At 69.0% G+C, this 21051-nt stretch carries 22 protein-coding genes; 15 read left to right on the plus strand and 7 right to left on the minus strand.

The genetic code is table 11. The annotated features are described in order from the left end of the window. Nucleotides 1–23: 23 nt before the first annotated feature. Both H7290_RS19435 and H7290_RS19440 read right to left on the minus strand, forming a co-directional pair. Nucleotides 24–803, minus strand: coding sequence for a DNA-formamidopyrimidine glycosylase family protein (locus H7290_RS19435; RefSeq protein ID WP_290515671.1), 780 nt, complete (start codon nucleotides 801–803; stop codon nucleotides 24–26). Continuing rightward, complete coding sequence (locus H7290_RS19440; protein WP_290515672.1) at nucleotides 796–5382, minus strand: ATP-dependent helicase; 4587 nt, start codon at nucleotides 5380–5382, stop codon at nucleotides 796–798. Before H7290_RS19440 ends, H7290_RS19435 begins: the two co-directional genes overlap by 8 nt. Nucleotides 5383–5512: 130 nt before the next feature. Between H7290_RS19440 and H7290_RS19445 the strand changes: the two genes are divergently transcribed. The 3 genes from H7290_RS19445 to H7290_RS19455 all read left to right on the plus strand — a co-directional run bounded on the left by H7290_RS19445 (nucleotide 5513) and on the right by H7290_RS19455 (nucleotide 7773). Beyond that, nucleotides 5513–6196 (plus strand): hypothetical protein, encoded by a 684-nt coding sequence (locus H7290_RS19445; protein ID WP_290515673.1) that lies wholly within the window; start codon nucleotides 5513–5515, stop codon nucleotides 6194–6196. Between the two features lie 9 nt (nucleotides 6197–6205). After that, entirely contained in the window at nucleotides 6206–6682 is a 477-nt protein-coding gene (locus H7290_RS19450; protein ID WP_290515674.1) for a hypothetical protein, read from the plus strand. A gap of 77 nt (nucleotides 6683–6759) precedes the next feature. Next, nucleotides 6760–7773: a DUF3048 domain-containing protein gene (locus H7290_RS19455; protein ID WP_290515675.1), complete on the plus strand. Its 1014-nt coding sequence runs from the start codon at nucleotides 6760–6762 to the stop codon at nucleotides 7771–7773. A 27-nt stretch (nucleotides 7774–7800) separates the two neighbouring features. Here H7290_RS19455 and H7290_RS19460 read toward each other — a convergent pair whose 3' ends face one another. Continuing rightward, nucleotides 7801–8454, minus strand: coding sequence for a TetR/AcrR family transcriptional regulator (locus H7290_RS19460; protein WP_290515676.1), 654 nt, complete (start codon nucleotides 8452–8454; stop codon nucleotides 7801–7803). A 138-nt stretch (nucleotides 8455–8592) separates the two neighbouring features. Between H7290_RS19460 and H7290_RS19465 the strand changes: the two genes are divergently transcribed. After that, nucleotides 8593–9108 (plus strand): hypothetical protein, encoded by a 516-nt coding sequence (locus H7290_RS19465; protein ID WP_290515677.1) that lies wholly within the window; start codon nucleotides 8593–8595, stop codon nucleotides 9106–9108. A 92-nt stretch (nucleotides 9109–9200) separates the two neighbouring features. On the opposite strand, the gene H7290_RS19470 is transcribed toward H7290_RS19465, so the two are convergent. After that, nucleotides 9201–9959 carry a MerR family transcriptional regulator gene (locus tag H7290_RS19470; RefSeq protein ID WP_290515678.1) on the minus strand — a complete coding sequence of 253 codons (759 nt, stop codon included), beginning with the start codon at nucleotides 9957–9959 and terminating at the stop codon, nucleotides 9201–9203. 64 nt (nucleotides 9960–10023) lie between these two features. Here H7290_RS19470 and H7290_RS19475 point away from each other — a divergent pair, with 64 nt between their 5' ends. From H7290_RS19475 to H7290_RS19500, 6 genes are all read left to right on the plus strand, one after another. Further along, the gene (locus tag H7290_RS19475; RefSeq protein WP_290515679.1) at nucleotides 10024–10572 is read left to right on the plus strand and encodes a YqgE/AlgH family protein; all 549 of its coding nucleotides are present in this window, start codon (nucleotides 10024–10026) and stop codon (nucleotides 10570–10572) included. A gap of 74 nt (nucleotides 10573–10646) precedes the next feature. Beyond that, nucleotides 10647–10862, plus strand: a complete 216-nt coding sequence (locus H7290_RS19480) for a DUF3039 domain-containing protein (RefSeq protein ID WP_290515718.1) — start codon at nucleotides 10647–10649, stop codon at nucleotides 10860–10862. Beyond that, nucleotides 10852–12552: a DEAD/DEAH box helicase gene (locus H7290_RS19485; RefSeq protein ID WP_290515680.1), complete on the plus strand. Its 1701-nt coding sequence runs from the start codon at nucleotides 10852–10854 to the stop codon at nucleotides 12550–12552. The genes H7290_RS19480 and H7290_RS19485 overlap by 11 nt, the downstream gene beginning before the upstream one ends. An 80-nt stretch (nucleotides 12553–12632) precedes the next feature. Beyond that, nucleotides 12633–13565 carry an alpha/beta hydrolase gene (locus H7290_RS19490; RefSeq protein WP_290515719.1) on the plus strand — a complete coding sequence of 311 codons (933 nt, stop codon included), beginning with the start codon at nucleotides 12633–12635 and terminating at the stop codon, nucleotides 13563–13565. A gap of 141 nt (nucleotides 13566–13706) precedes the next feature. Beyond that, nucleotides 13707–14732, plus strand: coding sequence for an LLM class flavin-dependent oxidoreductase (locus H7290_RS19495; protein WP_290515681.1), 1026 nt, complete (start codon nucleotides 13707–13709; stop codon nucleotides 14730–14732). Nucleotides 14733–14810: 78 nt separating this feature from the next. Next, nucleotides 14811–14948 carry a hypothetical protein gene (locus H7290_RS19500; protein WP_290515682.1) on the plus strand — a complete coding sequence of 46 codons (138 nt, stop codon included), beginning with the start codon at nucleotides 14811–14813 and terminating at the stop codon, nucleotides 14946–14948. 99 nt (nucleotides 14949–15047) lie between these two features. Here the strand turns inward: H7290_RS19500 and H7290_RS19505 are convergent, their stop codons facing one another. The 3 genes from H7290_RS19505 to H7290_RS19515 are packed head-to-tail and all read right to left on the minus strand — an operon-like array spanning nucleotide 15048 to nucleotide 18257. Then, nucleotides 15048–16370, minus strand: coding sequence for a GNAT family N-acetyltransferase (locus H7290_RS19505; protein ID WP_290515683.1), 1323 nt, complete (start codon nucleotides 16368–16370; stop codon nucleotides 15048–15050). Nucleotides 16371–16398: 28 nt separating this feature from the next. Then, nucleotides 16399–16950 carry an isochorismatase family protein gene (locus H7290_RS19510; protein ID WP_290515684.1) on the minus strand — a complete coding sequence of 184 codons (552 nt, stop codon included), beginning with the start codon at nucleotides 16948–16950 and terminating at the stop codon, nucleotides 16399–16401. Further along, nucleotides 16947–18257 (minus strand): nicotinate phosphoribosyltransferase, encoded by a 1311-nt coding sequence (locus H7290_RS19515; RefSeq protein ID WP_290515685.1) that lies wholly within the window; start codon nucleotides 18255–18257, stop codon nucleotides 16947–16949. The genes H7290_RS19510 and H7290_RS19515 overlap by 4 nt, the downstream gene beginning before the upstream one ends. Nucleotides 18258–18358: 101 nt before the next feature. Between H7290_RS19515 and clpS the strand changes: the two genes are divergently transcribed. The 5 genes from clpS (at nucleotide 18359) to H7290_RS19540 (ending at nucleotide 21047) form a co-directional block, all read left to right on the plus strand. Then, nucleotides 18359–18655: an ATP-dependent Clp protease adapter ClpS gene (clpS, locus tag H7290_RS19520; protein WP_290515686.1), complete on the plus strand. Its 297-nt coding sequence runs from the start codon at nucleotides 18359–18361 to the stop codon at nucleotides 18653–18655. Then, on the plus strand, nucleotides 18652–19233 hold the full coding sequence (locus tag H7290_RS19525) for a DUF2017 domain-containing protein (protein ID WP_290515687.1): 582 nt from the start codon (nucleotides 18652–18654) through the stop codon (nucleotides 19231–19233). Before clpS ends, H7290_RS19525 begins: the two co-directional genes overlap by 4 nt. A gap of 77 nt (nucleotides 19234–19310) precedes the next feature. Continuing rightward, on the plus strand, nucleotides 19311–19802 hold the full coding sequence (locus H7290_RS19530) for a M67 family metallopeptidase (protein WP_290515688.1): 492 nt from the start codon (nucleotides 19311–19313) through the stop codon (nucleotides 19800–19802). Beyond that, entirely contained in the window at nucleotides 19802–20089 is a 288-nt protein-coding gene (locus H7290_RS19535) for a MoaD/ThiS family protein (protein WP_290515689.1), read from the plus strand. Before H7290_RS19530 ends, H7290_RS19535 begins: the two co-directional genes overlap by 1 nt. A 10-nt stretch (nucleotides 20090–20099) precedes the next feature. Next, on the plus strand, nucleotides 20100–21047 hold the full coding sequence (locus tag H7290_RS19540) for a PLP-dependent cysteine synthase family protein (protein ID WP_290515690.1): 948 nt from the start codon (nucleotides 20100–20102) through the stop codon (nucleotides 21045–21047). Nucleotides 21048–21051 lie beyond the last annotated feature (4 nt).

The following is a 21051-nucleotide window of genomic DNA, read 5'->3' on the forward strand; positions in this document are numbered from 1 at the left end:
ACGAGCTGGTAGCGCGGCCTTGCTCAGGTCTGGCAGTGCGGGCACCAGAACGTGTCGCGCTCGGTGGTGGGACGGTCGCCGAGCTTGCCGCTGAGCAGCCGGTTCTTGCACCGGCGGCAGCGAGCTCGCTCGCGGTTGTAGACCCATCGGTCCTCACCGGTGCGGGTGCTGCCCGTGAACGAGCGTTCGACGCGCGCCTTGTTGACGTCGAGCATGCGCTGCCCCCGCTGGATGACTCGACGAATGTCGCCGACCCGGCCGACGGGACGCGTGGGCAGAAGGCCCATCAGGAACAGCAGCTCGTTGACGTACTCGTTGCCGAAGCCGGCGAGGTTGCGCTGGTCGAGGAGCGCGAGGAACACGGGTCGGTCGGGGTCGGCAGTGACCCGGCGCACCGCTTCGTCAAGATCCCAGTGCGGTCCCAGGAGATCGGGGCCGAGGTAGCCGACGGCGGACGGCTCGTCGGCTCGCGCGAGCACCTCGAGGATGCCGAGCGAGTAGCCGACCGTCTGCCACTCGTCGTTCTCGAGCACCGCTCGTGCCGAGTGCCCGGGCCGGCGCCACGGGGACCCGAGTCGGTAGACGTGCCATGCCCCCTCCATCTTGAGGTGCGAGTGGATGGAGTGCGTAGCTGTGCGGATCAGCAGGTGCTTGCCGTGGCTCACGACCTCGTCGACCAGCTCCCCGCGGAGGTCGACGGTGGCGAACGCCGGCACGCGGAAGTCGGTGCGGGTCAGCTGGCGACCGGCGAGAACCTCGTGCAGGTGGTGCGCCGTCCGCCAGACGGTGTCGCCCTCAGGCATCGAGTCTCAGACCCTTGACGACGCGCTCGAACCCCGCTTCGACGAGTGCATCGCCCAACGGCGAGGACGCCACCGGCTGGCCCGTCGCGGTCTCGATCGTGAGCCGGCTGATGCGCTTGCCGCGCACGGTGGCGGCCAAGGATGCCGCGGCGGCCGCCAACCGGACGGGGTCGTCGTTGAACACCAGCACCTTCTTGCCGCCTCGCTCGAGGTAGAGCACCAGGCGGCCGTCGTGGATGACCACGAGCGAGCCGGCCTTGCGGGCGGGCCGGTGGCGGGTGGCCTCGTCTGCGCTTCGCTCGGGCCACGGCAGCGCCGCGCCGAACGGGTTGGCGGGGTCGGTCGCGGCCAGCGTCAGCGCCTTGACGTCGGCGACGCGGTCGTCCTCGGGGTCGGTGGAGTGCCCGCGCATGCGATCGACCGTGGCCGGGGCAGCGAACTGGGCTGCGCCGAGGGTCTCGATGTAGTAGCCGCGCAGGCATGCGCCGGTCTGCTCGAGCTCGCGCAGGACCCGGTAGATGGCCGCGAACCCGCCGGGCGTCTGCTCGGCCATGACGGACCCGCGGGTGACGACGCCGTAGCGCCCCAGCAGTGCCTCGGTGCGAGCCAGCTGCAGGCTCGTGAGGTCGGGCAGGCTGTCGGGCAGGGCGAACCACCGGCCGCTGACGGTGGGCGGCCCTTGCAGGGCGACCCGTGGCGAGCGGGTGCGCCGGCCGTGGATGCGGGCGCGGGGTGCTGGCCTCGTCGTGCGGTGGGCCCCGCCTCGCCCGACCATCGTGCGGATGGGCGCGAAGGTGTCGTTGCTGACGTGGCCCGACCAGACGAGGTCCCACAACGACTGGGCGAGCACGCTGTCGTTGTCGCGGCCGGCCGAACCCTCGGGCAACGCCTGCGCGAGCTGGCGGAAGAGGAACGCCCCGCCCCCCTCGAGCGCCGAGGCGATCTCGGCATGCAGCGTGTCGGGCTCGACGGCGGTGCGCTGCGGGAGCACGAGGTCGGCCGGATGCAGCTGTACCCAGCCGTCGTTGCCGGGCAGCGCACCCGCACCTGTCCAGACGATCTCGCCCGCCGACGTGAGCTCGTCGAGCATGCCGGGAGAGTAGTCGCGAACCCGCGCCGGCAGCACGAGCGACTCCCAGGCTGATGCTGGGAGGGCGAGGCCGACGAGTTGGTCGATGACGGTGAGCACTCCGTCGGCGCCCCTCAGCGAACCGCCGACGTTCTGCCACGACGGCAGGAATCGTGCGTAGGTCGTGGGGTCGACGGGCTCGACCTGCTGACGCGCCGCGGCGAGTGATCGTGATCGGATGCGTCGCAGGACACCGGGCTCGACCCACTCGGTGCCGGTGGCCTGCGGGCGGAACTCTCCTTCGGTGAGGCGACCGTCGCGGCTGAGCCGCCGGAGCACCTGGAGCGCGACGGCCGTGCCGAGGCCGAAGCGTGTTGCGGTCTCCTCTGTCGTGAAGGGTCCGTGGGTGCGGGTGAACCGCGAGATGAGGTCGAGGAGCGGATCGTTGGTGGGCTGCAGGTGGGCCTCGGGGATGCCGAGCGGAAGGACGATGCCGAGGGCCTCACGGAGGCGGGCTGCATCCTCGACCACGGCCCACCGCTGTTGGCCGGCGACGGACACCTCGATGGCTCGCCGGGCCACCTGCAGCTCGGTGAGCCAGGCCTGGGCCTCATGTCGGGCGTCGGGTTGCAGCCGGGCCTGCACCTCCTCGAGCGACAACGGGCCGAGGATGCGCATCAGGTCGGCCACCCCTTCGACGTCCTTGGCCAGCCGATCGTCGCTGAGCCGCTGCAGCTCGAGCTCGGTGCGCTCGAGCACCTCGGGGTCGAGGAGCTCACGCAGCTCTGCCCGACCCAGCAGCTCGGCGAGCAGCGCGGGGTCGAGCGTGAGGGCCGACGCCCTGCGCTCGGCGAGAGGGGTGTCGCCCTCGTAGAGGAAGGCCGCGACGTAGCCGAACAACAATGTCTGCGCGAACGGCGACGCGCGCTCGGTGGTGACCTCCGCGATCTGGATCTCGCGGGAGGCCAGCTTGCGCGCGAGGGCTGTGAGGGCCGGCAGGTCGTAGACGTCCTGCAGGCACTCGCGGGCCGTCTCGAGGAGGATGGGGAACGAGGGGTACTTGCGGGCGACGACGAGCAGCTGGGCGGCGCGTTGGCGCTGCTGCCACAGCGGAGCGCGCGAACCCGGGTTGCGGCGCGGCAGCAGCAGCGCGCGGGAAGCGCACTCGCGGAATCGCGACGCGAACAGTGCCGATCCGCCGACCTCCTCGGTGACGACGGCATCGAGCTCGTCGGCCTCGAAGACGAACAGCTCGGCACCGGGCGGCTCGGCCTCGGTGTCGGGGATGCGGGCCACGATGCCGTCGTCGCTGGCCACCACAGAGCCGTCCATGCCGAAGCGTTCGATGATGCGGGCCGCCACTGCGAGAGCCCACGGCGCGTGGACGCGACGGCCGAAGGGGGAGTGCAGCACGACCCGCCAGTCGCCGAGCTCGTCGCGGAAGCGCTCGACCACCAGCGTGCGGTCAGATGGCACCTGACCCGTGGCCTCGCGCTGGTCGCGCAGGTAGGCGGCGAGGTTGTCAGACGCCCGTCGGTCGAGGCCGAGCGACTCGGCGCGGTCGGCAAGCGCCGCCGGTGTCAGCGTGGATACCTCGCGCACGAATGCGCCGATTGCCTCGCCGAGCTCGTAGGGCCGGCCGACGGCGTCGCCCCGCCAGAACGGGAGACGGGCGGGCTGGCCGAACGCCGGGGTGACGACGACGCGATCATGGGTGATCTCCTGGATGCGCCAGCTGGTGGCGCCGAGGGCGAAGACGTCGTTGATGCGCGACTCGTAGACCATCTCCTCGTCGAGCTCTCCGACCTTGCGGCTGCCAGTCTCCTCGGTGCCCGCAGCCAACGTCACGGAGAACATGCCCCGGTCGGGGATCGTGCCTCCGCTCGTGACGGCGAGCCGCTGGGCCCCGGGGCGACCGGTGATGGTGCCGGCGTCGCGGTCCCACACCAGACGGGGGCGGAGCTCGGCGAACTCATCGGACGGGTAGCGGCCCGACAGCAGGTCGAGCGTCGCGTCGTAGGCGGAGCGGGGGAGCGAGGCGAACGGTGCGCTGCGACGGACGATGTCGAACCACTCCTCGACGTCGAGCGCCTCAAGAGCCGTGGCGGCGACGGTCTGTTGCGCCAGGATGTCGAGCGGGTTGGACGGGATGTCGAGCCGCTCGATGAGCCCTTGCTGCATGCGGGACGTGGTGACGGCGGCCCCGAGGAGGTCTTGCCGGGACGTCGGGTACATGACTCCCTCGGAGATCTCACCGACCTGGTGACCAGCCCGGCCCACCCGTTGCAGCCCGCTGGCCACCGATGGAGGGGTGGAGACCTGGATGACCAGGTCGACGGCGCCCATGTCGATGCCGAGCTCGAGGCTCGACGTGGCTACGACGCATCGCAGCCGACCGGTCTTGAGCTCGTCCTCGATGATGGCGCGCTGGTCCTTGCTGACTGATCCGTGATGGGCTCGGGCAAGCACCGGCTCGGCACCGGTGGTCTGGTTGTGGGAGCCACCGATCTGCGCAGGTGCGCGCGGCGCGGTGGCAGGGGAAGCGTCGGCATCGGCGCCGATGCGCTCGGCGTAGGCCTCGTTGAGCCGAGCCGTGAGTCGTTCGGCCACGCCGCGGGAGTTGACGAAGATGATCGTGGACCGATGCTGGAGGACCCGCTCCATGACGGCCTCCTCGACATGGGGCCAGATGCTGCCCCGGGGTTGGTCGTCGGCTGCCGCCGCGGCCGGGCCCGCTTCGACCGACCGGGCGCCACTTCCCTCCTCGCGCTTGACCGCCGGCAGCTTGGTCATGTCTTCCACCGGGACCGCGACCTCGAGCCGCAGCCGGGTCTCGGCCAGCGGCGCGACGATCTGCACGGGTGAGGAGCCCGCAAGAAACCGCGCGACCTCCTCGTGGGGCCTGACGGTGGCACTCAGGCCGATGCGCCGGGCGGGCGACTCCATCAGGGCGTCAAGCCGTTCGAGCGACAATGCCAGGTGGGCGCCGCGCTTGGTGCCCGCGACCGCATGAATCTCGTCGATGATGACGGTGTCGACGGTGCGCAAGGTCTCGCGCGCGGCCGACGTGAGCATGAGGAAGAGCGACTCGGGCGTCGTGATGAGGATGTCGGGCGGGTGGGTCACGAGGGTGCGACGGTCGCGCTGTGTGGTGTCGCCTGAACGGACGCCGACCGTGACCTCGCGGAAGGTGTCGCCGCGCCGCGCTGCCGCCTGCGTGATGCCGACGAGCGGCGACCGCAGGTTGCGCTCGACGTCGACTGCAAGCGCCTTGAGCGGCGAGATGTACAGGACGCGGGTGCCCTCGGACTCGCCCGCGTGCATGAGCCGGTCGATGGAGGAGAGGAACGCCGCCAGCGTCTTGCCCGAGCCTGTCGGCGCGACCACGAGAACGTGATCGTCACCGGCGACACCGTCCCATGCGCCGAGCTGCGCGGGGGTGGGGGCAGCGAACGAATCGTTGAACCACTCCCGCGTCGCGGGGGCGAAACGATCGATCGGACCGGGCATCCGTCCATCGTCCCAGCCACCACCGACACTCGCACGGGACTGCGCAGGCACCCCTGGTGGGGACGGCTATCCTGAGCACTTGTCGCGGCCAGATCGGCACGGTCGCGACGTCGACCACAGGGGACGGTACGTGACCGAGGACAGGCTCAGGGAGCTCGTCGCCCTGACCGGGGTGGCGCTCGTGACGGTCATCGTCATCGGAGCCTTGATGGGGTCACGCTCCGTCGCCACCGACCTCGAGCCGGCAGCGACGGAGGCACTTTCTGCCGCGGGCCTCGACATGGTGGCGGTGAGCTTTGAGGGTCGCGAGGCCGAGCTCGCAGGTGGGACGCGGCAAGACCTGGTCAGGGCCGAGTCGGTCGTCGCACACCTTCGTGGCGTCCGTCGGGTCGGCGTGCCGGGTGGCGACGTGGCGGTGCCCGCCCCACCTGCGCCGAGCCCTGCTGACAAAGTCCCGACGCTTGTCCTGCGACGAACGGCCGACGGCCTCGAGATCAGTGGCACCGTGGCTGATGCAGAGGTGTCTGCTGAGCTCAAGGCTCGCGCGGCGGAGGAATTCGGCGTGCCTGTGCGCGGAGACCTCGCGATCCGGGCTTCCGTCGGGGCTGCCTCATGGGGGACCACGCTCCCGAAGGCTTTCAGTCGCCTCGTCGACGTCGCGGGTCTGACGTTGCAGATCGATGGCAGCGGGTCCCTGTGGATCGGGGGCACTGTCGGCAGCCGTGCTGCTGCCACGGTCGTCCAGTCGTCGGTGGCGGCGGCCGTGCCCGGGCTCGACGTCGTGACGTCCGGACTGATCGTGAAGGCGGTTTGAGTCGTGTCGATGTTCACGGTCGGGGAGATCATCATCTGGCTCGTCCTCGCCTCTGCGCTCGGGTTCGCCCTTGGCTGGCTGATGAGGGAGCAGCGGTTCCGCGCCACGTCGTTGACGGCGAAGGTCCCGGACGCTGTTGCCGAGCCGCCGGGGTCTGACGATGAGCCCACGTCTCCACCGCAGGAGAGCGTCCCGGCAGAGGAGCCGGCCTTGGCAAAGAAAGCAGCTCCGAAGAAGAGGGCAGCTCCGAAGAAGGCACCAGTCAGGACGGCAGCACCAACCATCGCGCCGGGGGCGTTCCCCAGATCGGCCGCTCCGCTCCCGGGCGGCGAGGCGCCTTCGCCCGCACACGTCATCAAGGGCAACGTGAAGTCGATGATCTACCACCCGCCCGGCGGCTCGTCGTACTCCCGGACCGTCGCCCAGATCTGGTTCACCGGCGAGGACGACGCGGTCGCGGCTGGTTTCCGCAGGTCGCGGCGCTAGTAAAGGTCAGACGAGCACCGGGTCGGACGCGGACGCGGTGCGCGATCCGGTCGACCCCATGGGGCATGCTGGGCCGCATGAAGATGCGCCTGCTCGTCCTCGTCTCTGCTGCGGCCTTGAGCCTGACCGCTTGCTCCTCCGACGGCGGCACGTCTGCACCCGGACCGAACGTCGACAAGGGCTCCAGCCAGAAGCTCGTCCAGATGTCTCCGCTGACCGGCAGAGCGCTCACCAAGGGGGCCCCGGCCAACCCCGTGTTCGTCGTGAAGGTCGAGAACACCGACGCGGGCGCGCCGCAGTACGGCCTCGACAAGGCCGATCTGGTCATCGAAGAGCTCGTCGAGGGGGGCCTCACGAGGCTCGCCGCCTTCTACTACTCCCAGCTGCCCTCGAAGGTCGGCCACGTGCGATCGATGCGTGCCACCGACATCGGCATCGCGTCACCGGTCGGCGGTCAGATCGTGGCGTCGGGTGGGGCGGGCGGTACCTACGGACGGGTCAAGAAAGCCGGAATCACGGTGTTCTCGGAGGATCACGGCGCGCCGGGGTTCAGCAGCGACCAGGCGAAGGATCGTCCGTACAACCGCCTGATCAACCTGAAGACCGTCGCCAAGAAGGCGAAGCGCAACAAGATCCACGCTCCCTACCTTCCGTGGACGTCGAAGGGCTCGGCCATGGCTCCGACGGCGGGTGCGGGTGCGCCGAAGCGGGCCAGGTCGGCCACGGTCGCGTTCTCGAACTCGACCCGCACGCAGTGGGCGCTCAAGAGCGGAAAGTGGCAGCGGACCAACGGTCATGCCTCACCGGGCCACGACTTCAAGGCCGACACGATGATCGCGATGTTCTGCAAGGTTGGTGACGCCGGCTACACAGACCCCGCAGGCAACCCGGTGCCCGAGACCAAGCTCAAGGGCCGGGGGCGGGCCGTCGTCTTCCACGGCAAGGATGTCACCGAGGTGACGTGGCACAAGTCGAGCCTCGGCGCGTCGATCACGTTCAGCTCCGCTGGCGGCAAGCCCTACACGATCGATCCCGGCCACGTGTTCCTCGAGCTCGTGCCCAAGGACGGCGGCTCGGTCAACCTCGGGTAGGTCTGGTCTGCCGGATCCGTCGCTCAGTCAGGTGCCGATGGTCGGCAGGAGACGCATGCCGGCCAGGATCGCACCGATCGTTGCCTGTACCTCTTCACTGGCGGCATCGGGGTCATCGGCGTCGGCAACGTACTCCGATGCCGACCGGATGGCCCCGTAGAACACCGCGCCGAACGCCTCGCTGAGCCCGTCGGCCCCGCCGAGGTCGTCGAGCAGGTCGTCAACGGTTCGCTGCACGATGCCCAACGACGATGCCTTCTCGGCCTCGTGCCACCGTTCGTGGCCGAGGGCTACGGGGCCCTCCTGGATGCAGATACGGCGGTACTGCGGCTCACGGCACACCTCGAGGAACTTCTCAAGGCCGATCTTCGCACGCTCCCACGGGTCCTTCGAGACGGTGAGACCTTTTTCGATGTCGCGAACGGTGCGCTCCTGCACCCGGTCGAAGACGCTCTCGAACAGGGCCAGCTTGCTCGGGAAGTGGTGGTAGAGCGCGCCCTTGGTCACCCGTGCGGCCGCGACGACCTCGTCGAGCGAGGTGCCGGCGTAGCCGTGATCAGTGAACAGGACGGTCGCGTTGTCCAGCAGCGCGCCCTTGGTGCTGGAGGAATAGTCCTGGCGACGCGTGGTCTTGCGAGCGGTGCGCAAGACGGTCTTCGTCACGCGTGCAGGGGTTGGCATGCAGCAAGTCTAGGCGGGATGGCGCGGGTGGTGGGAATCACATACCAGGGGTTTGCCAATCGGATCGGCCGCGAACATACTGAGAGTACGTACCGAGGGTATGTAGCCTTCGCTTCGTCGAACAGAAAGGAGCACACCATGACCTGGAATGCTTACCACCGTCGTAAGGAAACACTCCGAGCCATGCTGACGATCGCTGATCAGCATCGCGACGTGTCCCTCACCGATCTGCTCGACACGGTCGACGGAGGCCACGACGCCTTCGCGAACGAGACCGAGCTTCTCTTCGATCTCCAGATGGTCTGGTTCCAGCGCCTCAGCGGCCAGATGGACCGTCTTCTCTCAGAAGGCCTCGAGACCCCCGAGCTGGTGGCCGTCACGGCATGGGTCAACGCAGCGGCCGAGATGCCCGGCGCCCGGGCCCTGCTTGACGCCCACCGCACCGACCCAGCCCTCCAGAAGGCGCAGGCCAAGGAGCTGTCGTTCCTGGCAGCGTCAGCCGGCGTGCCGACCCACCACCCTCGTCTCACCGATGTCGGTCAGCGGATCCAGGACTCCGCTCGCGAGTCCGTGGTCTACGCCGAACCGATCACGCCCGATGACAACACGCGGACGGGACTGATCTCCCGGCTTCGCGGCATGATCGCCGCCTGACGACACCACGACCAGAACCCTGCCCGGCGCCACTTTCCCTCCCTCCCTGCGGCGCCGGGCAGGGTTCTTCCCTGTCGGGACGCCTTGGAGCACTACGGAGCAGCGGGGTGATCGCCGAGGCCGTTGAGCTGCTCGCCCAGCTCGACGTCGATGGCATCGCGCAGCTCGCTGCGAAAGATGCCGAGGGTGACTTGGCTGGCGACTGGCAGCAGGCTCTCGATGATGCCCAGCACCCTCGGCCAGTCGTCCTCGGGGTAGCCCGCGTCAACGAACGGTTGGACGAGCTCGGTGACGACCTGACGGACGAAGGTGTCGGCGATAGTGCGCAAGTGCGTCTGCAGTATCGGGAACATGTCGATGACGGTTTGAGGCGCCAGCCCGATCGTGACTGCGGCAGCACCCGCCCGAACGACAGCGGGCTCGACCAGCAGCAGTTGGTCGCCTTCCTTGCGCTCGACGAGTCCGAGCTCCTCGAGAGCGTCGATCAAGCGGGAATCGCGGTCGACTCCGGCCAGCGCGGCGAGATCGTCGCGCTGCATGACCTCGGTCTCGACGTTGTCGGGCTGGTCGAGGATCGTCATGAGGTCGAGGGCGTGCCCGGCGGCCGTCTGAGGAGTGTTCTGCAGGGCCTGTTCGACGGCCGCGAGGGTGAACCCCCGCTCGAGCAGCTGGCGGATCAGCTGCAACCTCTGCAGGTGGTCGCGGTTGTAGTAGCCGGTGCGTCCGGCGAGGCGAGGGGCGTCGATCAGGCCCCGCCCGGCGTAGGCCCGGACGTTGCGCACAGTCATCTGCGCCCGCGAGGCCAGCTCGTCGACGGTGAACTCGTCGATCGCTGACTCATCCGCTGGCATGAGGTGAAGCATAGGGGGCGCGGCAGCATGCCGCCGCTGCAGCCTGCGGGGCATCATGGGGACCATGGACACGATGCGGGGCCGCCTCCTGGTGGCCACCCCGGCGATCGAGTCGGGGCCGTTTCTGCGCAGCGTCGTGTTCATGCTCGACCACGACGCTGACGGCGCCTTGGGCGTCATCGTCAACAGGCCGCTCGACTCCGACGTCGACGATGTCCTGCCTGACTGGGCTCGTCTCGTCAACGCCCCGGTGTGTCTCTTCGACGGAGGCCCCGTGGCGATGGACTCCGCCCTTGCGCTGGGAGTCATCGCCGATGTCGCCCCGGCAACCGGCTGGCGTCAGATGGCCGGACGGGTGGGCCTCGTCGACCTGGAGGGCCCACTGCCCAGGGACGGACAGTTCGTGGGGCTCAGGGTCTTCGCGGGCTACGCCGGGTGGGAACCCGGGCAGCTCGAGGACGAGCTCGCGGAAGGTGCTTGGCTGTGCGTCGACGCGCTCGACGCCGACCTGGTGTCGCCACAGCCGGAGACGCTCTGGCGTGAGGTGCTGCGTCGACAGGACGACGATGTGAGGTTCTGGACGACATTCCCCGACGACCCCTCCACCAACTGACCCGGACTCGCTAGACTCTTGGGGTGGCATTCTTCGGGCGAGGTTCAGAGACAGTGGTCGACGAGCGCACCGACATGCGCACCGAAGATGGTGACCACGAGAAGTTCTCGCACTACGTGCCCAAGGAAAAGCTCACCGAGGCCATGATCATGGGGGAGCCGGTCGTTGCTCTGTGCGGCAAGGTCTGGATCCCGAGCCGTGATCCAGAACGGTTTCCCGTGTGCCCCGAGTGCAAGGACATCTGGGAGAGCATGAACAGCGACGACGGAGACCCTTCGGGTGACGCGTAGCCAGCACCTCCGGGTCTGGCAGCGTGAGGCGTTCGAGCTCTACCAGCGTGCGCAGCCGCGCGACTTCCTCACTGTGGCCACGCCCGGCGCAGGCAAGACGACCTTTGCTCTGACGATCGCCGCCGACCTGCTCGCCCGCGGCCTCGTCGAGCGTGTCGTCGTCGTCACCCCGACCGACCACCTCAAGACCCAATGGGCCCTGGCGGCCTCGGGCATCGGCATCATCCTCGACCCGACTCTCGCGGGTTCGGGCGTCCTCGGGAGCGACTTCCAAGGCTTCGCGGTCACCTACGCGGGCCTGGCGGTCAACCCCAACGCCTACCGTGCCCGTATCGAGCACCGCCCGACGATGGTCATCCTCGATGAGGTGCACCACGCCGCCGACGCACTGTCGTGGGGCGACGCCGTGCAGGAGGCCTGTGAGCCGGCCATCCGCCGGCTGTCGCTGACCGGCACGCCGTTTCGGTCCGACGACAACCCCATCCCCTTCGTCACGTACGCGCCGGCCACCGACGGAACCGTCACGAGCGTCGCCGACTTCTCGTACGGCTACGGTCATGCGCTGAAGGACGGTGTCGTCCGTCCCGTGCTGTTCATGGCCTACTCGGGGCAGATGCACTGGCGCACCCGCGCCGGCGACGAGGTCGCGGCGCGGCTCGGCGAACCACTCGACCGGGCTGCCACGGCTCAGGCGCTCCGCACCGCACTGCACCCGCAGGGCTCATGGATACCGGCGGTGCTCACGGCGGCGCACACGCGCCTGATGGAGGTGCGCCGCGACGTCCCTGACGCCGGCGGTCTGGTGATCGCGAGCGACCAGGACACCGCACGTCAGTACGCGTCGGTGCTGGCAGACATCACGGGGGTGGTGCCCACCGTCGTGCTCTCGGACGAGCCCGGTTCGAGCGCTCGCATCGCCGACTTCTCGGCCGGGATGACGACCTGGATGGTGGCCGTGCGCATGGTCAGCGAAGGCGTCGACATCCCCCGGCTCTCGGTGGGTGTCTACGCCACGACGACCGCCACCCCGCTCTACTTCGCCCAGGCCGTCGGTCGATTCGTGCGGGCCCGACGCAAGGGTGAGACCGCCTCGATCTTCGTGCCCAGCGTGCCCGTGCTGCTCGCGCTGGCGTCCGACCTCGAGGCGCAGCGCGACCACGTCATCGGGCGCCCAGTCAAGGACGAGGCCGATCTCTTCGCCGCCGAGGCAGAGCTCCTCGCCCAGGCACAGCAGGACGAGGGTGCCTCCGACCAGCTCGGTGAGTACCGCGCGCTGGGCAGCGACGCCTCCTTCGATCGGCTGGTCTACGACGGCGGCGAGTTCGGGTACGACTCGCTGTCCGACGATGACGGCGAGCTCGACTTCCTCGGCATCCCCGGCCTGCTCGACCACGACCAGGTCGCCGAGCTGCTCCGGACGTCTCGGGCCAAGCGGGCGAAGGCGAAGAGCGCGTCGGCCGCCACAGCCCCGGCTGAGGCCGATGTGGCGTTCGAACGACGTAGTGAGCTCCGCCGAGAGCTGCACGCCCTTGTCGGTGCCTGGTTCCACCGCACGGGGCAGCCGCACGGGGTCACTCACAGCCGCCTGCGTCAGCAGTGCGGCGGTCCGGCCGCGGCGCAGGCCTCGTCGGCCCAGCTGCAGGCGCGCATCGACGCCGTGCGGGTGTGGGCCCTCAAGGCATCCGGCTGACGCCGCACGTGAGACGCACGACTCGCACCGTCAGGTCGGCGGGACGATGAGGACCCGAGAAAGGACTTCAGTTGACTGCCATGGCCCTGCGCACGCGAGTCTTCGCCGCAATCCTGCGACGCACTGCGACGCCCGTCGAGGAGGCGAAGGACTACTCCAAGCTCCGCGCCGAGCGGTTGAAGCTGCAGGCCTCGGCTGCCGGAGGCCTGATCTTCGGTCGCGTCGACAAGGCGGCGACGGTCGAGGAGATCACCGTCGGAGCTGGTTCGCGCGCGCTGGTGCACCGGCCGAAGGGTGCCATCGGCCCACTCCCGTGCGTCATCAACTTCCACGGTGGCGGCTGGGTGCAAGGCAACCCCGAGCAGTCCGCGTGGCTCTCGAGCCGGGTCGCGGTGCGCAACAAGGCCGTCGTGATCTCACCGTCGTACCGGCTCGCCCCCGAAAACGTCTTCCCGGCCGGTCTCCACGACTGCCGCGATGCCGTGGCGTGGGTGGTCGAGCACGCCGACGAGCTCGGCATCAACCCTGAGCGCATCGCGGTGATGGGCGACAGCGCTGGCGGCAACCTGGCCGCCGTCGTGGCGTTGCTCGCGCGGGACGCCGGTGGCCCGGTGCTGCGCGCGCAGGTGCTGATCTATCCGGGTGTCGAGATGTACGACCGCTGGCCGTCGGAGGACCGCAACGCCGAGGCGCCGGTGCTGACGTCGGAGGGCATGCGCGCCTTCGGGCGGCTCTACCTCGGCGAGCAGTACGGCACGGAGGACTTCCGCGCCTCCCCGATCAGGGCCTCCTCGCACGCCGACCTGCCGAAGGCCTTCATCCTCACGGCTGAGCACGACCCGCTCCTGGACAATGGCGCGCACTACCGCGACGCGCTCGTGGCCGACGGGGTGCCGGTGCGCTATGCCGAGTACGGCGGTGCGATTCACGGTTTCATGAGCCTCCCCGGGGTGGTTCCGGTGTCCAAGAGAGCGCTCGACGACATCGTCGATTTTCTGTCGACGACGCTCTGAGGCATGCTGGCAGGGCGAACCGTCGTGACGCTGTCATGACAGCCACCCTCGACACCGGCGAGCTCACGAGCCTGGCCGCTGACACCGTCGGTCGGGAAGTTTCGCCGGGGGAGTCGCGTTGCACCCCGTGTGAGACTTTCTGTGCTCGATCTCGTTCCTGTCCGCACCGATCAGACGACCAGCGATGCCGTTGCCGCGACCGTGTCGCTCGCGCAGGTCGCCGACCGAGTCGGCTACACCCGTTACTGGGTGGCCGAGCACCACAACATGCCTGCGGTTGCCGCGACATCGCCGCCGGTGCTCATCGCGATCCTCGGGGCCCACACCTCCACGATCAGGCTCGGTTCCGGTGGTGTCATGCTGCCCAACCACGCGCCGCTCGCCGTGGCGGAGCAGTTCGCCCTGCTCGAGGCGGCCACTCCCGGCCGCATCGACCTCGGCATCGGTCGCGCCCCCGGCTCCGACCCCGTGACATCGATGGCCCTGCGTGGTGCGGCGGGCCGCGACGACACCGACATCGAGAACTTCCCGCAGTACCTCGACGACGTCGTCGCCCTGATGGGCGCCGACGGCGTGCGTGTGGCGATACCCCGTCAGGAGTACATCCTCAAGGCCACGCCCGCTGCGGCGAGCGAGCCGCGCATGTGGCTGCTCGGATCGTCGATGTACTCGGCGCACCTCGCGGCGGCCAAGGGCCTGCCCTACGTCTTCGCCCACCACTTCTCGGGTCACGGCACTGCTGAGGCGCTTGAGGTCTACCGCTCGGAGTTCCGGCCCAGCGACCTCTCACCGGAGCCCGTCACCTTCCTCACCGTGAATGCCTCGGTGGCCGACACCGAGGAGGAGGCCGCCGCCCTGATGCTGCCCAACCTGCACATGATGGCAAAGCTCCGCACGGGCCAGCCGCTCACGGCACTCGACCTCGTCGAGGACGCCGAAGCCATCTCGTTGGCACCCCAGGCACAGGCCATCGTCGAATCCAGCCTGGCTCGCGCTGTCGTCGGCACACCCGAGTCAGCTGCCGCCCAGATCAGGTCGCTGGCCGAGCAGTTCGGCGTCGACGAGGTGATGATCAACCCCGTCGCGTCTGACCGCCGCGGCACCGACCCGCGTGCGGCACCTGGTCGCGAGCACACCGTCGAGCTGCTTGCCAAAGAGCTGCTCTGAGCGAGCATTGCTCTGCTCGCCGCCGCCAGTTCACCGTGAGGTGGGCTGGCGTTGGGACGAGACCGACATGGTCGGTGCATGCCCCAGCCAGATGCCCCGATGCCGTCACGCCTGAATCTGCTCGTTCGCTCGGCGGTCCGCCCGGCGCTCGCGGGTATCGCTGCCGGTGCCCTTGCTGCTGCCATGGTGCCGTTCGCCGCCGCGAACGACGGTTGACCACTCGGCGTGGGGACGAGCAAGGCCGCGACCCTCACGAGGAGCAAGGCCCGGTCCGGCATCGACCGTCTCACGCGTGATCGTTCGCTGACGCTCCGGTCAGAACCAGATGCTGAGCCACGGCGCGACGGGCGACCTGAACATCGCCTCGAGCGTCGTGGCGTCACCCGTGACCCGGCCGGCCTGGGCCAGCACGAGCGGTGAGACGCCACCGAGGTGGATCGCGCTGAGCTCGTTGATCGACATGCTGACGTCGACCGGCTCGCCGACCGCTGTCACGACGGCCGATCCGGTTGAGTCAACCTCAAGAACCCACGCACCCTCGGTGTGGAGCCCGGCAGCTGCCCCCAACGGGTCGGCGACCCCGACGACGATGCGTCCGGGAGTCGCATACGTGCGCGCCTCGAGGGCTGCCTTGACGTCGAGGATGCGGGTCCAGAGGTGGTCGAACTCAGTCACGCCGACGGCGCGGTGGTCGGCGATCATCCAGCGCAGGGGCTCGTCGGGCGGGCGCAGGTGGGCCGTGATCGTGGAGACGAGGTCCATCTGCACGAGGAATCGCCAGAGGCCCGCGTACGCATCGGCGGTGGCTGACACGAGGTGCAGCAGCGTGAGGTGGTGGTTGGTGAAGTCGCCGGCGTTCTCCTTGACGCGGAAGATCGCGAAACCCTGAGCCATGCCCGACTCGTCGTCGTACCGGACGCAGCGCAGGGTCTTGGCCTCCTCGTCGCCCACCATGAGCCCGAGCTGACGGTCCCAGAGGATGCCGTCGTAGGCGATCTGGCCGGGTGTCGCCAGGCGCACCCGCTCGACGATCTCGTGGCCGCCGACGCGCAGCTGCTGGGGGCTGACGAACTGCACCCGGCCGCCGGCCACGGGGCCGATCCATCTCGCGCGGCGGGTGTCGACCGTCAGGTCGCAGGCCATGGCCGACGGGGCGAAACCGAACCGGCCATAGATCGTGGACTCCGACACCGTCAGCATCGCGAGCGGGAGGTCGAGCGCCGCAGCCGTGCGCAGCTCGGCCTCGATGACGGCCCTCGCGATGCCGCGGCGGCGGTGCGTCGGTGCGACCGTCACGCCACTGATTGCCCAAGCGGGCAACGACCTGTGCCCCGGCACCGTCAGCTCGGCTGGCCACACCTGGGTCGTGGCCACCGGAGTCAGGGGATTCGCCTCGCTGTCGTCCCACACCCCGGTGGTGCGGCGCACGCGTGCGTAGCCCCGACGCTGCTCGACGTGCTCGGTGGTGCCGGCGGCCGAATGGAAACCACGTGACTCCGCCTCCGTCCAGGCCGCGAAGGCCGCCTCGTCGGCGGTGTCGACAAGACCGAGACGAAGGCCGTCGGCGGCAAGCAGGTCTCGCGACGTCCCATCGACGCCGATCTCGAGGTGTCGGGAACCTGCATGTTCGGCGCTCATGCTGTCAGGATATCGACGTCGGACGGGCTCAGACAGTCACGACCCCGGCTGCTCCGAGCTCGTCCGTCACCGCGGGGATATTGTCGGGCGACACCGCTGCGGTCAGGCCCGCGATGACCCGGACCGAGAAGCCCTCGCGGGCCGCGTCAAGGGCCGTCGCCCGGACGCAGTGGTCAGTAGCGATGCCGCAGATGTCGACCTCGTCGACACCACGCTCACGGAGCCAGTCGGCCAGTCCGATGCCCGAGGCGGTCACCCCCTCGAACCCCGAGTAGGCCGCGGTGTACTCACCCTTGAGGAACGACTCGGCAAACATCGACGGGTCGAGCGGCGCATGCATCTGCTCGCCGGGGGTGCCGACGACACAGTGCCGAGGCCACGAGTCGATGAAGTCGGGGGTGTCGGAGAAGTGGTCGCCCGGGTCGATGTGGTGGTCGCGCGTGGCCACGACCAGCTGGTGGGAACCGAATGCCAGCAGCTCAGCGACACCGATGGCGACAGCAGCGCCACCGGCGACCGCAAGCGAACCACCCTCGCAGAAGTCGTTCTGCACGTCGACGACGATGAGGGCCCTCGTCATGAGAAGGCTCCCTCGTACACCGTGTCGAGAATCGGTTCGCCTCGCGACAGCTGCATCGCCGACGGCGGCAGCTCGCCGAGGGCCGCGCGCAGCCTGGCTCGCGCGTCGTCGAGGGTCTCGTGGTGGGCCCGCTGACCGTCGCGGACGAGCTCGACGAGGAGCGGGCGGTCGTTGCCGTCGTGTGCGGGCGGCTCCCCGATACCGATGACTTCCGCCTGCGCACGACCTGACGACCCGAGCCGGCGCGTCGGGTGCTTGCGGCCGCCCATCGAGACCTTGTCCTTGCTCTTCTTCGCCACAGGCATCATCTCGCCGTCGTCGCCGACCCGCGCGACGAGCTTGTAGACGAATCCGCTCGTCGGAACCCCCGAACCGGTCACCAGCGCGGTGCCGACGCCGTAGCCGTCGACAGGCGCGGCCGCCAGACCGGCGATCGCGAACTCGTCCAGGTCACTCGTGACGGTGATGCGGGTCGACGTCGCGCCGAGCTCGTCGAGCTGCGAGCGAACTGTCCGGGCGAGCGACACGAGGTCGCCCGAGTCGAGGCGCACACCGCCGAGCTCGGGACCCGCGAGGTCAACTGCCGTGCGGATCGCGGCGGGTATGTCGTACGTGTCGACCAGCAGGGTGGTGCCAGGTCCGAGGGCCCGGATCTGTGCGGCGAACGCCTCCCTCTCGGTGTCGTGGAGCAACGTGTAGGAGTGCGCGCTGGTGCCCGTGGTGGGGATGCCGTATGTCCGTCCGGCCTCGAGGTTGGACGTCGCGGCGAACCCGGCGATGTAGGCCGAGCGTGCGGCGGCGACAGCGGAGATCTCGTGGGTACGGCGTGATCCCATCTCGATGCATGGGCGGCCGCCGGCGGCGCTGATCATCCGGGTCGCCGCCGAAGCGATGGCTGAGTCGTGGTTGAGGATCGAGAGAAACAGCGTCTCGAGGATCACGCACTCGGCGAAGGTGCCCTCGACGATGAGCACGGGCGACTGCGGGAAGTAGAGCCCGCCGTCGGGATAGCCCCAGACGCTTCCACCGAAGCGGTAGTCGGCAAGCCAGCTGAGGGTGGCCTCGTCGACGACTTCTGCCTCACGGAGCCACTGCAGCTCGTCCTCGCCGAAGTGGAAGTCCTGGAGCGCGTCGAGGATGCGCCCGATTCCGGCGACGACCCCGTATCGCCGACCGGCCGACAGACGGCGGGCGAACATCTCGAAGACGGAGCGTCGTTGCGCCGTTCCGTCGCGCAATGTCGCCTGCAACATCGTGAGCTCGTAGCGATCGGTGAGCAGTGCCGTGCTGGCGGAAGCGTTCACCACTTCAGGATAGGTGCCGTGGCGCGCGTGCGTCGGTGACGTCTGGCCGGCCGTTGCGGGTGGCACCATTTCGCTTCGGCATGACGCTGCGACACAATGGGGGCGTGACAACCCCGGCCCCCGTCGAGATCGCCGAGCCAGACGTCGTTGAGATTGTCGAGCTCGAGAATCCTTGGGTCACGATCGTCTGGAACGACCCGGTCAACCTGATGTCGTACGTTGCCTACGTGTTCCGCAACTACTTCGGCTACACCGAGGAGAAGTCTCACGAGCTGATGCTTGCGGTGCACCACGACGGCAAGGCCACGGTCTCCAGCGGCAGCCGCGAGCAGATGGAGGTCCACGTGCAGGCCATGCACGAGTACGGCCTGTGGGCCACGCTCGAGCGGGCTGACGCGTGAAGCCGTTCAAGCGTCGCCGTCGTGGGGGCATCGCCGCCACCTTCGAGCCCGACGAGGCGCACCTGTTGGCCAACCTGTCAGGACAGGTCGTCGAGCTGCTGCGCGACCGCAACGGCGCCGAGGAGTCCGACGCAGACCCGCTGGCGGCCCAGCTCGGCATGGGCGGCCCGTCGGTCCCACCGGAAGACCCGGTGCTGCGCAGGCTGCTGCCCGACGCGTATCGCGACGACGAGGAAGACTCCGGTGAGTTCCGCCGGTTCACCGAGAAGTCTCTGACCACCGCCAAGGTCCACCACGCCGAGGCGCTCATCGGCTCGCTCGTCGACGGTGGGCTCACGTTCGGCGACACCTCGCACGACGAGCACGTCATCGAGGTCGAGCTCGACGAGGCCGAGGTCCAGTCGTGGCTGCGGGCACTCACCGACGTCCGGCTGTCGCTCGCGGTACGCCTCGGCATCGAGAACGACGAGGACGCCATGCTTGTCGCCGAGTCCGACGACGAGGCCATCGTCGCGACGTTCCACATCTACGACTGGCTGGGACACGTCCAGGAGACACTCATCGCAGCCCTCGACTGACGAGCTCGGCGCCGGACCGCGGTCTTGCTCACCGGTCACGGCGGGTTCCTTCGCGCAGTAGCCGATAAACTGATGCCGTGCTGATCATCGACCAGGCCACGCATGACGCGATCATCGCGCATGCTCGCCGTGACCACCCCGACGAGGCGTGCGGCGTCGTTGCCGGCCCGATCGACTCCGACGTCCCCTTGCGGTTCATCCCGATGCTCAACGCCGCGATGTCGCCGACGTTCTACGAGTTCGACTCCGGCGACCTGCTGAAGCTCTACCGCGACCTGGACGACCGCGACGAGGAGCCGGTCGTGATCTACCACTCGCACACCGCCACCGAGGCATATCCGTCTCGTACCGACATCAACCTCGCCGGTGAACCAGGCGCCCATTACGTCCTGGTGTCCACCCGTGACGGTGCCCACGACGACGGCCCGGTCGACTTCCGTTCCTATCGCATCGTCGATGGGGAGGTCTCGGAGGAAGAAGTTTGCCTCGTGGCGGCTTATACAGACGGGGCTCAGAACATCGAGCCTCATACGCACGGGCAGTCCACCCAACAGAAGGCAGAAGACTGATGACCATCGAGGTCCGCATCCCCACCATCCTGCGCACGTACACCGACGGCGAGCGTGTCGTCGCGGGCGGCGGAGCAAACGTGACCGAGCTGATCGACAAGCTCGAGGCCGAACACGCGGGAATCAAGGAACGTCTGGTCGAGAGTGGCGAGGCGCGACGGTTCGTCAACATCTACGTCAACGACGAGGACATCCGCTTCACCGGCGGACTCGGCACGGCGGTCGCCGACGGTGACACCGTGGTCATCCTGCCGGCCGTCGCCGGTGGCGCCCCCCACCACTCCTGATCGGCCACGCATGCGTTTCGACTCCCTGATCGACTCCGTCGGCGGCACGCCCCTCGTGGGGCTGCCCCGTCTCTCGCCGAGCCCTGACGTTCGTCTGTGGGCCAAGCTCGAGGACCAGAACCCGACGGGGTCGATCAAGGACCGCGCTGCGTTGGCCATGATCGTGAAAGCGGAGAAGGACGGCCTGCTGCACCCCGGCTCGACGATCCTCGAGCCCACCAGCGGCAACACCGGCATCTCGCTCGCGATGGTGGCCAGCCAACGTGGCTACAAGCTCATCTGTGTCATGCCGGAGAACACCTCGATCGAGCGCACCCAGCTGCTCACGATGTGGGGTGCCGAGATCATCCCCTCGCCCGCCGCAGGGGGGTCGAACGAGGCCGTCCGGGTTGCCAAGGGCATCGCGGCAGAGCATCCCGACTGGGTCATGCTCTACCAGTACGGCAACCCCGCCAACGCTCAGGCCCATTACGAGGGCACCGGCCCTGAAGTGCTCGCCGACCTGCCCGAGATCACGCACTTCGTGGCCGGTCTGGGCACCACCGGAACGCTGATGGGCGTCGGTCGGTTCTTCCGTGAGCACAAGTCGTCGGTGCGCATCGTGGCTGCCGAGCCCCGCTACGGCGAGCTGGTCTACGGGCTGCGCAACCTCGACGAGGGCTTCATCCCCGAGCTCTACGACGAGACGCTCATCGACGCACGCTTCTCGGTCGGCCCGCGCGACGCCGTCCGCCGCATGCGCGAGCTGATCGCGTCCGAGGGCATCTTCGCGGGCATCTCGACCGGCGCGATCCTGCACGCGGCCCTCGCCCAGGCCGCCAAGTGCGTCAAGGAGGGGGAGCCGGCAGACATCGTCTTCATCGTCTGTGACGGCGGTTGGAAGTATCTCTCCACCGGAGCCTATGAGGGGACGCTCGACGACGCCGAGGACCAGCTCGACGGTCAGCTCTGGGCCTGAGCCC

The sequence above is a fragment of the Aeromicrobium sp. genome, assembly GCF_014378035.1.
GTDB lineage: Bacteria > Actinomycetota > Actinomycetes > Propionibacteriales > Nocardioidaceae > Aeromicrobium.

Bases quoted from the DNA above. Each gene is read 5' to 3' on its own strand.
- H7290_RS19435 (WP_290515671.1), bottom strand. From the start codon at position 803: ATGCCTGAGGGCGACACCGTCTGGCGGACGGCGCACCACCTGCACGAG.
- H7290_RS19440 (WP_290515672.1), bottom strand. From the start codon at position 5,382: ATGCCCGGTCCGATCGATCGTTTCGCCCCCGCGACGCGGGAGTGGTTC.
- H7290_RS19450 (WP_290515674.1), top strand. From the start codon at position 6,206: ATGTTCACGGTCGGGGAGATCATCATCTGGCTCGTCCTCGCCTCTGCG.
- H7290_RS19455 (WP_290515675.1), top strand. From the start codon at position 6,760: ATGAAGATGCGCCTGCTCGTCCTCGTCTCTGCTGCGGCCTTGAGCCTG.
- H7290_RS19460 (WP_290515676.1), bottom strand. From the start codon at position 8,454: ATGCCAACCCCTGCACGCGTGACGAAGACCGTCTTGCGCACCGCTCGC.
- H7290_RS19465 (WP_290515677.1), top strand. From the start codon at position 8,593: ATGACCTGGAATGCTTACCACCGTCGTAAGGAAACACTCCGAGCCATG.
- H7290_RS19470 (WP_290515678.1), bottom strand. From the start codon at position 9,959: ATGCCAGCGGATGAGTCAGCGATCGACGAGTTCACCGTCGACGAGCTG.
- H7290_RS19475 (WP_290515679.1), top strand. From the start codon at position 10,024: ATGGACACGATGCGGGGCCGCCTCCTGGTGGCCACCCCGGCGATCGAG.
- H7290_RS19480 (WP_290515718.1), top strand. From the start codon at position 10,647: ATGCGCACCGAAGATGGTGACCACGAGAAGTTCTCGCACTACGTGCCC.
- H7290_RS19490 (WP_290515719.1), top strand. From the start codon at position 12,633: ATGGCCCTGCGCACGCGAGTCTTCGCCGCAATCCTGCGACGCACTGCG.
- H7290_RS19500 (WP_290515682.1), top strand. From the start codon at position 14,811: ATGCCCCAGCCAGATGCCCCGATGCCGTCACGCCTGAATCTGCTCGTT.
- H7290_RS19505 (WP_290515683.1), bottom strand. From the start codon at position 16,370: ATGAGCGCCGAACATGCAGGTTCCCGACACCTCGAGATCGGCGTCGAT.
- H7290_RS19510 (WP_290515684.1), bottom strand. From the start codon at position 16,950: ATGACGAGGGCCCTCATCGTCGTCGACGTGCAGAACGACTTCTGCGAG.
- H7290_RS19535 (WP_290515689.1), top strand. From the start codon at position 19,802: ATGACCATCGAGGTCCGCATCCCCACCATCCTGCGCACGTACACCGAC.
- H7290_RS19540 (WP_290515690.1), top strand. From the start codon at position 20,100: ATGCGTTTCGACTCCCTGATCGACTCCGTCGGCGGCACGCCCCTCGTG.